This window comes from Colwellia sp. E150_009 (assembly GCF_053543955.1).
Genome location: NZ_JBHFOM010000018.1, coordinates 61,527 through 74,005, shown reverse-complemented (window position 1 = coordinate 74,005; position 12,479 = coordinate 61,527). Strand labels below are relative to the sequence as shown.

Below are 12,479 nucleotides of genomic sequence, written 5' to 3'. Positions count from 1 at the left end.
AAAAGGCTTATATGCAGCGTTATTGATTTTGACAAGGGAATGACCATTCTCTTCAATCAATGCCTTGCCTCTAAGCCTTTTAATTCTCGCTGAGTGGGAAAGAACTTAATCAACTTGGTATTATTGCGATAACAATTGACGCATTAATTTTTTAAGTGCTAAGGCTTTAATAGGTTTACGCATAAAAGAAAATTTAGCATTGCTGGTACGTTCTCGCACTTGCTCTGAAGGGTCAGCTGAGCAAATAATTACAGGTGCTTGCCAAGCATATTTGCTTATACTTTCTTTCACTAAATCAACGCCGTTTTGTTCATTGTCTAGGTGATAATCAGAAATAATAAGCGCAGGTGTCATGCTGTTGTTATCTAATGCCAAAGACAAACTTTCACTATCTTTTACTGCTATCACTTGGCAACCCCACTCCTGTAATTGGGCTTGCATTGCCGTTAGCATCAGTGACTCGTTATCAATTAATACTATGTTTAAATCAGCAAATTCATTGTTGGTTACTGTTGTTGCTGTTAGTTTTCGTGCACTTTTTCTGGCTTGTTTTGTATAATTACGAGGTACGATAATGCTAAAGCAAGTACCTTTATTAATAGTGGACTTTACCGAAATAACTAAGCCTAATAATGTGGCAATACGTTCTGAGATGGCTAACCCTAAGCCCAGCCCTGAGGCTGCTTGATTAGAATTTAAACGTTCAAACTCTTTAAATATAGTGGTTTGTTTATCTTTTGGTATGCCAGGACCATTGTCCCACACTTCAATGACACAGTTATTTTGCTGATGTCTAACCCCCAGCAATACCTTACCCTGTCGATGTGTTTGTGGGCAATAATTGATGGCGTTAGATAAAAAGTTTTGTACTACGCGGCGTAATAGCCTTTGGTCTGTTTCAATTACACAACTTGATTTTACATAGTCAAAATTTAAATTAGCGTGTTGTGCTAATACCGCAAACTCTTTACTTAGCGGTGCTAATAAGTCATCAATTGAAAAGCAATGCTTGTCAATTTTTTGTGAGCTGTTATCAAGCCGTGAAATTTCAACTAAATCTGAAAGTAATGTTTCAGCGGCGCTGAGAGAATTTTGAATATTTGTTGCCAGTTCTTTTAAATCAGTGTGTTCTACTTTTTTATTCAGCATATTGGTAAATAATGACATCGCATTAAATGGCTGCATTAAATCATGGCTTGCGGCCGCTAAAAATTTAGTTTTACTGGTGTTGGCAGCTTCAGCTTCAGCTTTCGCTTTACTTAACTCTAATGTGCGCTCTATTACACGTTGTTCTAAATTTTCGTTAGCTTGTTGTAATGCATTTTTTGCTTCAATATGGGCAGTAATATCAGAAAAAGTACTAACAAAACCACCACCAGGCATGGCTTGCCCACGAATTTCTAACACAATACCACTGGGCATTTCTCGCTGAAAATGATGGCTATTTCCTTGGCGCATATGATCAATACGGCGCTTAATAAAATCATCATCGGTAGCTAAGTTATTAAGTACATTATTGTGTAAGCTCGAGCTGTGTGAACTATGCGTTGAGCTGCGATTTATATTGGTTTTTATCACTCCTCTTGTGGCATTAAATTGAATAAGATCAGCAATGGGTTTGCCAACGCAAACGAAGTTTTCGGGATAATCGAGTAATTCAATATAGCGCTTATTCCATGCAACTAAGCGCATGTCAGCATCAATAACACTAATTCCTTGTTCAATATTTTCTACGCCAGCTTGTAATAACTCACGATTAAATTTAAACAGTTTATTGGCTTCATCAACAATATTTACCACATCTTGAAGTGGCATACTTTGTTTTGTAGTAACAGCTTTCATTACCATAAGGGTGGAGGCAGAGCCTAAAATACTGGAAAGTTGTAAACGTGTATATTCAACCAGCTCAAGACTTGCAGAGGCATTAGATAATGGTTTGCCATACTTTTGTAAAAAAGTGTTAGCAGCGGCATCATCAATAAAGCGTTGTAATAAGTGATATAAATCTTTAGATGATAAATGTTGTTCAAAGTCAGACTGTTGCTGGTAAATGAACAACTCTGTTTGTAGTTTTTCTGACACACTACGGTGACTTAATAATGAAATAATGATAAAGCAAAGGGTATTGGCCAGTAAGCTAAAGAATAAACCGTGGCTGATGTGATCAAGTGAAGAAAACCCAAACAGTTCATAAGGTTTAAGCCAATCTATGCCCCATGGTCCTAAACTAACCCAAGTGGTATTTGGCAATAAACTGGGTATTAAACTTGGCAGTAGCAAGGTATATAACCAAATAATACTCCCAACCGTTAAGCTAATTAAAGCCGCTTTTGTGGTCGCTTTTCGCCAATATAAAGCACCAATTACTAATGGCGCTAGTTGCGACAATAAAACAAACGATAATAAACCAATGGTTGCTAAGTGATTTTGTTGATCAATAATGCGTTCAAAAGCTAAAGCTAGCAATAATAATAGCGCAATTGCAACACGACGAATATTTAATAAAACTCCCGAAAGCTGAGTTTTTTGTTGGCTAACAAAGCTATTGTAATGCAGCAATAACGGATTCACTATTTCAGTAGTTACCATAGTGCTGAGCACGATAGTTGCCACAATAACCATACTGGTTGCTGCAGCTAAACCACCAATATAAGCTAAACCACCTAACCAAGCTTGTTGAAAAAATAAAGGGATGGTAATCACATAGGTGTCGGCATCAACATCACCTCCAGGAAATAAACTTTGCCCAGCCAGTGCAATTGGCAGTACAAAAATATTAATGGCAATTAAATATAAAGGGTATAAATAACGCGCACTTTTTAATTCATTTTCATGATGGTTTTCTATCATTAGCATATGAAATTGTTGTGGCAAGATAAAAATAGTGATCATGCCAAGCAGCGCTTGCGACAAAGCAAAGTAAGTTGTGTTGATTGATGAAACTTGTTTGATAGTCTCTGTTTGAGCAAATAAATCATTTACGCCATCAAAAATAAAAAAAGTAGCAAAAACACCAACAGCTGTTAATGCAAATAATTTAACCACAGAACTAAAGGCGATAGCTAAAACCAGTCCTTGGTTTTGTTTATTAACCACTACCTGGCGGGCACCAAATAATATGCTAAAAATAATGAGTACAAGTGTGACAATAAATGTAGTGCTGATCCCTGATTGATAAGAACCAGTGAGTAAATCAAAGCTTTTACTGATGGCCCTTAACTGCAAAGCGATATAAGGAATAGTGCCTAATAAAGCAACCAAGGTAACCGCTGTAGCAATAATGGGAGAACGGTCGTAGCGACAAGCAATAAAGTCGGCAATTGAGGTAAGATTCTGTTCTTTGCTGATACGCAGTATTCTTAGCAACATAGGCCAAGCTAATACTAAGCATAAAATAGAGCCTATATAAACAGGTGCAAGCCAAGCGCCTGTAGTAGCTGCCTGACCAACTGTGCCATAAAAAGCCCATGACGTACAACTAACCCCTAACGATAAGCTGTATACCCACGGGCGAGAAAGCCACTTAGCTTTATTTTGTTTTTGTCCATAATAGGCAACAACAAACAATAAGAGTAAATAAGCAATAGAAAGAAAAGAGATAAACCATGTATCAAGAGACAGCCAAACTAGCAATGATAAGTCCTCTATTTTTTGGAAGTTGCATAAGTATTTTGTCAGAATTAAATCAGCATAGCATGCGTATAAATAAAACGCAGTGAACGAAGGTAGTACATCATTGATTTATTTATTTCGTTAAGCTGAGTAAACGTCGTTAGTTATCGTTAAGTTTTTTAAATGAATTTATCTAAAATAAACAATAAATACCTAGTAGCAATGCTTGTTTTTGCCAGTTACACCCTGTTTGCTATGGCGTGGGTGGGTGGTACAGCAAGTATGAGTCAGATTATGTCAGCAATGCAAGTTGATAGTTTAGCATCGGCTAGTTTTATTAGTGGTGCAGTGACTTTAGCTAAAATAGTGGGTACTTTTATTGCGGCAGGGTTAGCGTTAAAGCTTGGCATAAAGAATGCTTTTTTAGTGTCGGGATTATTAATCTCTATTGGTTTACTCACGCCATTATCTCCTAATTATGAATTGTTATTACTCAGTCGATTCTTAATGGGCCTGGGGGGCGCTTTTATGATTGTTTACTTCAACCCCATTGTTATGGCCTGGTTTGAGCCTGACGAACGGCCAACAATTAATGGCATTAACGCTGTTGCCTTTAATGTGGGCACGGGTATTATTTTATGGCAAATGAATAATTTTAATGATATTACAGGCAGTTGGAAGAACACATTAATTCTTTTTTCTTTAATGAGTTTGGCACTCAGCTTGGCTTGGTTATTGGTGAAAGATAAAACAAACGATAGTGCACGCGCTAACAGTCAAACAGAGCCACTGCAGGTTCATTACTCTTATAAAGACGGATTAAAAGATAAATTTAATTGGATTTATGCACTAACTTATTCTGGCATTTTAGCATTCTATATTTGTTTATTTACCTTTTATCCTAAAGCAGGTATTAGCCAAAGTGCATTAGTGATAGGTTCTGGTATTGTTGGTACATTAGCGGGCGTATTTTATAGTAAAAAAATTAGCACTCGTGTGCCCGTTATTCGCTGGTCTGGTTTAATTATTACCCTTACTGTGATGGGGTTGTCTTTTGGGCAATCTGATGTGTTGCAAACAAGTTGTGCGATGATATTAGGATTTTTTATTTTCTTCCCTGTTACCGCTCTTGTCACTATTCCCCATGAATTACCGAAGATGACAGGGCAAAAAGTCACAGTGGTATTTAGCTTGTTTTATTCAATCAGTTATTTAATTGCTACTGCTGTACTGTGGAGTTTCGGCAAATTAGTTGATATGAACCAAGGTGATTTTACTTCGGCTTTTATATTAATTACAGCAGTAAGTAGCACCTTCTATATTGGTAGTTTCTTTTTACCGGAAACTGCGTCTAAGGCAACAATCTTAAATAATAAAAAGGACTCATCATGCGAGGCATAATTTCCCCAAAACTCAGTGACTTTATTACTCAGGTAAACATTGCGGCAGAAGAAGCAAAAAAAAGTGGCGTGCTATTTAGCCCAAGTTTGGTTAGAGGAAACTTAGATAAACTCTCGGTGTTTATCGGTGAAGGTCCAACGTTAGCCTATGTAAAAGAAGATAATTTTGATACAGGCACACATACAATTCCTGTTAGAATTTATAGCCCAGCACCCAATGAAAGTTTACCTGTGGTTATGCATTATCATGGCGGTGGACATATGTGTGGCAGTGTTGAATTATATGATGCTATTAGTCGAAAAATAGCTAAAGTTGGTCATTGCATTGTTATTGCTGTGGAATACCGATTAGCTCCTGAACATCCATACCCTGCGGGTATTAATGATTGTCAGTACGCGCTAGAACATTATCAAGCACTACTAACCGATATTAAATTTAATAAAGAACTTATTATTGCGGGCGACAGTGCTGGTGGCGCTATTTGTACAACATTAGCTAGTCATAACTTACACAGCAGTAATATAAAAATAGATAAGCAGATTTTAATATACCCGAGTGTTGATTACTCTATGAGTTTCCCCTCAGTTGAAGAGAATGGAGTTGGTTTTCTGTTAGAAACAAGCAAAGTGAAATGGTACTTTGAACATTATTTTCAACAGAATGAACCTATAAAAAGTGTTTCGCCTTTATTTATGACCATGGATTCAAATATGCCAGAAACACTTATTTTTGCAGCAGGGTGCGATCCTTTAAGGGATGAAGCCCTTGCCTACGGAAATGCCTTAAAGCAACTGGGCGTAAAAGTAGAGCAGCATATATTTGACGGCATGATCCACGCCTATATGTTACTTGATAGCCTAGTCAAAGAAGAGTGTGAGCAAACGTATCAATTAATCGGTGAGTTTATTCGGAAGTAGCTGACAGAGAAAGAGACTTAATTCTTATCAGGGTTATCAAAGTCCAAATGATTTTGAATTAGTTACTCGTAAATTAGAAGTGGTTGCTTAACTGACAATTTCTAATTTTGGTTCAGACCTAATCGTACAGTTGGTTAGGTCGGCAGTGAACCTAGAGCAGACTTTAAGCTTTGTCAATCCTTGATCATATTGAGAGCAAAGTTAACAATAACCTTTTCTGACGTAACAAACTGATATTGCAATGGTCTTTAAAGAGTGGTCAGCATAAAAACTTTTCAAACATTAAGCCCTTCATTGAAATCACAAAAAAATTATAATTTAGCAAGAATCGGGTTGAGTAATAAGTTACTTTAATCAAGAATTAAACACCTCCTTTTTTTGGATTATATTATGTCAACTGCAAGCTTATTTAGATTACTGATCTTAGCAGCCTTATGGGGGGGATCTTTTCTATTTATGAGGGTAGCAGCAAATCCACTTGGCCCTGTTGCCCTTATTGAAGCAAGAATTAGCTTTGCCGCTATAACTTTACTTATTATTTCATTCTACCTAAGAACAAAATTAAAGCTTAGCAATAACATCAAGCACTTTTTTATTTTAGGGCTATTTAATTCAGCCTTTCCTTTTTTACTTTTTGCTTACTCCGCTCAATTTTTAAATGTATCAACGCTGGCTATCCTTAATTCTACGTCACCAATATGGGGGGCAATTATAGGAGCCTTCATTACAAAGAAAATGCTAACACAAAGTGTTTCTGTTGGACTTTTGTTAGGCATTTTTGGTGTCAGTATATTGGTTGGTTGGGAAGGTGTAAGAGGAAGCGCAATAATTCCAATTATAGCTGCTTTAATGGCTGCCTTTAGTTATGGTATCGCTAGCAATTATGCTAAAAATGCACCACAAGTGAGTTCATATGACAATGCACATGGCAGCATGTGGGCTTCGGCTATTCTTCTTCTTCCGCTACTTCCCTTTTTTCCATTCAGAGAAAGCCTAACGTTTGATATATTCACAGCTGTTGCTTTACTTGGTGTATTTTGTACAGGGTTAGCCTATTTACTTTATTTTCGCTTAATTGCTGATTTAGGAGCATCATCAGCACTAACAGTCACATTTTTAATTCCTGTATTTGGTATTCTTTGGGGATATTTATTTTTAGATGAAATTATAGGTGTAAATACGTTATTTGGTTCACTACTGGTCATTATAGGAACTATGTTTGTCACAGGGTTTTCTCCAACCAAAATATTTAATAAAAAGGAATTACGTAATGTGTAACTTGGAGTCGCAACGTCACTACCAGATTGTTGAAAAAGCAATAAAATTTATCTATAGAAATTTTGATAAACAGCCAACACTGGTCGATATTGCTAATTCAGTACATATTAGTGAACACCATTTACAAAGGGTATTTTCTCAATGGGCAGGTGTTTCACCTAAACGTTTTTTACAGTTTATTACTAAGCAAGCAGCAATAGAGGCTTTACAAAATACAAGTAATTTACTAGAAGCAAGCCAAAGTGTTGGATTGTCAGGTACAGGGCGATTACATGATTTGTTAGTAACATGTGAAGGCATGACACCAGGCGAATTAAAAAATGGAGGTGAAGCAGTAGTCATTCAATATGGTACCTGCCCAACACCTTTTGGAGAGGCGGTTTTAGGTTGGACATTGAGAGGGGTTTGCTACTTCCAATTTGTCACTGATAAACAGCAAACACTTATTGATGACCTTTATCAGCAATGGCCTAATGCAAATATCACATTGAACAATGAAAAAGCAATTAGGATGAGCGAAGACATTTTTTCGGCAAGCCTTGAGCGTGGGAAAGTTCATCTTGTACTTAAAGGTACAAATTTTCAAATTAAAGTATGGGAAGCATTAATAAACACCCAACCTTCCCAACAACTTTCATATTCACAAGTTTCTCAATTAATTAACTCTCCCAAAGCATCAAGAGCCGTGGGTACTGCTCTAGCTAATAATACCATTGGTTACTTGATACCTTGTCATCGCGTGATAAAAAGTAATGGAGAAGTTGGTAATTATCGTTGGGGAGTTGAACGTAAAACGGCAATACTTGCATGGGAGCGAGCATTAGTAGAAGAGAAGTGTACATTTTAAGCTCTTATGTCTAAAAACCTCAACATAGCGGTCATAGAATCAATACACTAACGTGCTGATTTATAATATTTAGTAACCGCCGAACATGACTCAACTTTGTTCAGAAATAAGTTAGTCTGATTAGTAAAAAAGCGATGTCAATACATCGCTTTTTGGTTTTTATTTCAGTAACTTCTTTTAGTATTGATTGACTCGGTAAGTACTCGTTTATACATTTTACTTAGTTGCTTACCTTTATCTTTTTGCTGTTTCAAACTCGCATTGTTATGAGCCTGTTCACGCAATAGTTTTTGATAATTATTAAGTCTTCGGCTGTCTAACTCTTCTTTTATTATCGCCTGCAAAACAGCACAGTCTGGCTCATTAACATGATGACAATCGTTAAACCGACACTGCTTGGCTAAAGACTCAATATCATTAAAGGTGTTTTTTATACCATCCTCACAGCCAATAAGTTGTAATTCACGCATGCCCGGAGTGTCGATAATTACGCCTTTAGTTTCACTAATGTATAAAGAGCGAGAAGTTGTTGTATGTTTTCCTTTGTCATCGTCCTCACGAATACCATTGGTTAAGATGACCTCTTCACCTAACAGTCTATTTATTAAAGTTGACTTCCCCACCCCTGAAGAACCGATAAAGGATACTGTTTTGCCCGCTTTACACCATGGGGATAATAATTCGGCGGCTTGCTTCAGTAGACCATTCACAGGTAATACCATAAGTAAGGGGTCAAGTGCTTGCACTTGTACTGTTTTACCTACGAAATCTTGACAAAGATCTGCTTTTGTTAAAACTACAACAGGTTCAACACCAGCATCATGTGCCAATGCTAAATATCGTTCTAACCTGCTAAGTTTAAAGTCTTGGTTTAACGATGAAACAATAAACAATGTGTCAATATTGGCTGATATATATTGTTGTTTGATTTGACTGCCTGCGCCTTTTCTAGAAAATAGCGACTGTCTCTCTAATTGCCTAATAAAGCGATTATCTGAGTCCAATAGAATCCAATCACCAACTGTCATTACTGGTAGGTTATTGGTTATTGGTAAAGCAATACGTTGTGATTCTAATTGTACAATATATTCACTGCGATGATGTGCCACTATGCGGGCACAATTTGTTTGTTCATATTCTTCGAGTGAAAGTTGTTGTTGATAATATGGTTGCCAACCTAGTTGGCGTAATGAATAATTTTTATTCATTATAATATCCCTTCATATATGCGATAGCTCGCATGATAAAAAGTAATTGGGATAATGGTGTACATTAACCCCGTGTTTGAGTAACACTGGGCAGAATTGAGAAAATGAAAATCTAGTGACGCTTGTGTACTAGTTAGAACTCTCTGCCGAGTGGGTTGAAGTTACAATCATTATTTTCTCCTTAAGTTTTAGTGACCAATAAATTATACATGGCAATGTAACTCAAGACAAATCTCAATGGAATTTGAACGGCAGCAATTAGCCCCAGCTGTGTAAAAACTAATCATGTAGGCTAGTCTCTGTACTGACGCTTTTTTAAACGCTTAGTAAGGTAATGAGTAGCGCCCATCTACATTTTCATGTTCCCAACGTCGCCTGTATCGAGCACGTTTTTAATATCAGCTCTGCCGTAATAACAAAGGTTATAGATTGAATAGACAATGAATTTACATTGGTTTTATACCACATTAAAGCTTATCCAGCCCTGACAACATTATTTATCAAAGTTTATGATAGCTTGGTCTCTAAAGAAAAGTACTCCTTCAACGCTCTAATGAATTCTGTAGTTCGTTGTGGTATAAATTTTCGATTGGGGTATATAGCATGTAAATCTGAGCCAAGAGACGTACCTAAGCGACTGAAGTCATGCTGATAATTGTCCATAATTGTCACTAAACGTTTAGCTTTTAAATCTGCGGTGATATCCAAGTATGACTTTAATGCAATACCAGCTCCTTCAACAGCCCAGCGCCTGATCACTGCGCCATCATTTGAAGATCTAGTGCCTTGAATTGAAATGGAACTTTTCCCATCAGTATTTTGAAAGTACCAAGTTGTTAATGGCTCTGTCATACGCACCATGGTTAAACAATCATGTAGAACTAAATCTTCGGGGGTTGTAGGTATGCCTTTACGTTTAAGATATGTTGGTGATGCACACAATACTCGGCGATTACTGGTCAATTTACGTGCTACCAATGTACTGTCTTCTAGGCTACCAAAACGGATGCCTAAATCAAAGCCATCACCTACTAAATCAGTAACACTGTCAGAAAGAAAAAGGTAAGGTTTAATGTTTGGGTTTTTGTCTACAAATGCTGATAATACAGGTGCTATGTGCTGTTGACCTAAATCCGATGGCGCCGTTATACGCAACGAACCAGAAAAACTTGATTGTCCTGTTTGTAACGCCGTTTCGGCCTGCTCAACTTCCGCTAGAATACGTTCACAAGCAACATAAAACTTACGACCTTCATCGGTAAGAGAAACTTGACGGGTTGTCCTATTTAGCAACCGAACACCATATCTTTCTTCTAATCCGTTGATTCGTGCTGTCATCCGTGCGGGCGAGAGTCCAACTTCTCTACCTGCTGCGGCCAAACCTTGGCTTTTGATAACCCTAACAAAAAGATTGATATCGCCAAGCTTGTCCATATTATTTTGTTTTTCAGAAGAGTGTTTTTTTAATTATGACAATTGTTTTGTTTATGGGCAATAACTATTATTTCACTTACAAAATATATGTAGAATAGTGAAGAGAGCATAGATGAATATTAATCATGTTTTGGTACTGACGACTGACCTTAAAGTAATGAAATTTTTCTGGATAAAAGTCATAGGGTTACAGGCTGGTGACCGTCCTCCTTTTCCATTTAAAGGTGTATGGGTTTATAGCGGATACATATTGCTGAACAAGCTGTTTTGGCGTTTGGTAATGGTGCTATTGCCCACGTTGCACTTGAAGGTGCAGATCACAAATCGCTTCTTGAGCGACTGAATACTAGTACTTACCTCTATACCGAAAAAGTAGTTCCACTATCAGGTGAACGACAAGTATTTATTATTGGCCCTGATGGTTTGATTGTGGAAATGCTTTTTCCACTCAGTGGACAGCAAGAGACAACAGTAAACAAGCAGCGACTTGAATACAAAGCTAACGAACACTTTGAGTTTTTAGGAGGAAAAATATTATGAAAAATTCGATTTTATTTAACAAGAAGAAGCTAGGAATATTTGAAGCTGATAATCGTATTGTATTGGCGCCAATGACACGTTCTCGTACGGCTCAGCCTGATGATATACCAACAGATTTAATGGCTGAATACTACGCTCAGCGTGCCAGTGCAGGCTTTATTATTACTGAAGCAACGCAAATATCCCCCCAAGGAAAAGGCTATTCATTTACGCCCGGTATGTTTACTACTGAGCAAGTGGCTGGTTGGAAAAAAATCACCCAAGCAGTTCATAAAGAGGGAGGGAATATTGTTTCGCAATTATGGCATGTTGGAAGAATGTCGCATGCATCATTTCATGAAGATGGACTCCCTGTCGCACCATCGGCAATTGCACCTGATGCCCAAGTATGGGTTGTGGGTGAAGATGGTGTTGGACGCATGGTGGATTGCCCAGTTCCGCGTGAGTTATCAACACAAGATATTAAAGATATAATTCAAGATTATCGTCATGCCGCTAAAAATGCTATGGAAGCGGGGTTTGATGGCATAGAAATTCATGGTGGGAATGGCTATTTGATTGATCAGTTTATGCGTCGTAGCTCGAACAAACGTGATGATGAATACGGTGGTTCTATCATTAACCGATTACGGTTTGTGCTAGAGGTCATTGAAGCGGTGAGTGACGAAATTGGCGCAAATAAAGTTGGTATTCGCTTAGCCCCATTCATTACACAACGGGGGATGGACGATGTAGAAGCAATTGATGCTATTTTGCTCGCCAGTAAGAAATTTAATGAAATGGGCTTAGCTTATATTCATCTTTCCGAAGCTGATTGGGATGATGCTCCCGTAGTAAGTGATGATTTTAGACATGCCTTGCGTGAAAATTTTGATGGCAACATTATTGTTGCCGGTAATTACACGGCAAAAACAGGTGAGAAATTAATTGATTCTGGTTTAGTAGATTTCATAGCTTATGGACGAAAGTTCTTAGCAAATCCTGATTTACCCTACCGTTTCAAACATAAACTTCCTTTAAATGAAATTACTGATCCATCAACACTGTTTGGTGGTGATGCACGAGGTTATACCGACTATCCAAGTTACTCAAAACTAAATTTATCTGGAGAGTGATTATGATTACATAAAAAGAAATACGGTGCTTTATCGCAACCATTTCAGTAAGTGCTTTATGCATTTCCAGCAATATTTAGGTAAACGAAAAGTTACCTGAACCTGAGGCGTTGCAGGTAGCGATTGG

9 protein-coding genes are annotated in these 12,479 nt (G+C 37.5%); 6 read left to right on the top strand and 3 right to left on the bottom strand.

Features of this window, described 5'->3' with window-relative positions; translation table 11 throughout:
* Positions 1 to 120: 120 nt before the first annotated feature.
* Complete coding sequence (locus ACE1OF_RS10100) at positions 121 to 3,633, bottom strand: PAS domain-containing hybrid sensor histidine kinase/response regulator (protein WP_448894234.1); 3,513 nt, start codon at positions 3,631 to 3,633, stop codon at positions 121 to 123.
* A 162-nt stretch (positions 3,634 to 3,795) separates the two neighbouring features.
* Here ACE1OF_RS10100 and ACE1OF_RS10095 point away from each other — a divergent pair, with 162 nt between their 5' ends.
* From ACE1OF_RS10095 to ACE1OF_RS10080, 4 genes are all read left to right on the top strand, one after another.
* Positions 3,796 to 5,013: an MFS transporter gene (locus ACE1OF_RS10095; RefSeq protein WP_448894232.1), complete on the top strand. Its 1,218-nt coding sequence runs from the start codon at positions 3,796 to 3,798 to the stop codon at positions 5,011 to 5,013.
* Positions 5,001 to 5,930: an alpha/beta hydrolase gene (locus ACE1OF_RS10090; RefSeq protein WP_448894231.1), complete on the top strand. Its 930-nt coding sequence runs from the start codon at positions 5,001 to 5,003 to the stop codon at positions 5,928 to 5,930. The genes ACE1OF_RS10095 and ACE1OF_RS10090 overlap by 13 nt, the downstream gene beginning before the upstream one ends.
* 390 nt (positions 5,931 to 6,320) lie before the next feature.
* Entirely contained in the window at positions 6,321 to 7,208 is an 888-nt protein-coding gene (locus tag ACE1OF_RS10085; RefSeq protein WP_448894230.1) for a DMT family transporter, read from the top strand.
* Positions 7,201 to 8,055: a bifunctional helix-turn-helix domain-containing protein/methylated-DNA--[protein]-cysteine S-methyltransferase gene (locus ACE1OF_RS10080; RefSeq protein ID WP_448894229.1), complete on the top strand. Its 855-nt coding sequence runs from the start codon at positions 7,201 to 7,203 to the stop codon at positions 8,053 to 8,055. The genes ACE1OF_RS10085 and ACE1OF_RS10080 overlap by 8 nt, the downstream gene beginning before the upstream one ends.
* A 164-nt stretch (positions 8,056 to 8,219) precedes the next feature.
* Here the strand turns inward: ACE1OF_RS10080 and rsgA are convergent, their stop codons facing one another.
* Entirely contained in the window at positions 8,220 to 9,263 is a 1,044-nt protein-coding gene (gene rsgA, locus ACE1OF_RS10075; RefSeq protein ID WP_448894228.1) for a ribosome small subunit-dependent GTPase A, read from the bottom strand.
* Between the two features lie 507 nt (positions 9,264 to 9,770).
* Positions 9,771 to 10,697 carry a LysR family transcriptional regulator gene (locus tag ACE1OF_RS10070; protein ID WP_448894227.1) on the bottom strand — a complete coding sequence of 309 codons (927 nt, stop codon included), beginning with the start codon at positions 10,695 to 10,697 and terminating at the stop codon, positions 9,771 to 9,773.
* A gap of 267 nt (positions 10,698 to 10,964) precedes the next feature.
* Between ACE1OF_RS10070 and ACE1OF_RS10065 the strand changes: the two genes are divergently transcribed.
* Together ACE1OF_RS10065 and ACE1OF_RS10060 are read left to right on the top strand one after the other, a co-directional pair.
* A complete protein-coding gene (locus tag ACE1OF_RS10065) occupies positions 10,965 to 11,237 on the top strand; it encodes a hypothetical protein (protein ID WP_448894225.1) in 273 nt (90 codons plus the stop codon).
* Positions 11,234 to 12,352, top strand: coding sequence for an alkene reductase (locus ACE1OF_RS10060; RefSeq protein ID WP_448894224.1), 1,119 nt, complete (start codon positions 11,234 to 11,236; stop codon positions 12,350 to 12,352). Before ACE1OF_RS10065 ends, ACE1OF_RS10060 begins: the two co-directional genes overlap by 4 nt.
* The last annotated feature ends 127 nt before the right edge of the window (positions 12,353 to 12,479 follow it).

Excerpts from the sequence above, each read along its gene's own strand:
- ACE1OF_RS10095 (WP_448894232.1), top strand. The coding sequence starts at position 3,796 with ATGAATTTATCTAAAATAAACAATAAATACCTAGTAGCAATGCTTGTT.
- ACE1OF_RS10090 (WP_448894231.1), top strand. The coding sequence starts at position 5,001 with ATGCGAGGCATAATTTCCCCAAAACTCAGTGACTTTATTACTCAGGTA.
- ACE1OF_RS10085 (WP_448894230.1), top strand. The coding sequence starts at position 6,321 with ATGTCAACTGCAAGCTTATTTAGATTACTGATCTTAGCAGCCTTATGG.
- ACE1OF_RS10080 (WP_448894229.1), top strand. The coding sequence starts at position 7,201 with ATGTGTAACTTGGAGTCGCAACGTCACTACCAGATTGTTGAAAAAGCA.
- rsgA (WP_448894228.1), bottom strand. The coding sequence starts at position 9,263 with ATGAATAAAAATTATTCATTACGCCAACTAGGTTGGCAACCATATTAT.
- ACE1OF_RS10070 (WP_448894227.1), bottom strand. The coding sequence starts at position 10,697 with ATGGACAAGCTTGGCGATATCAATCTTTTTGTTAGGGTTATCAAAAGC.
- ACE1OF_RS10060 (WP_448894224.1), top strand. The coding sequence starts at position 11,234 with ATGAAAAATTCGATTTTATTTAACAAGAAGAAGCTAGGAATATTTGAA.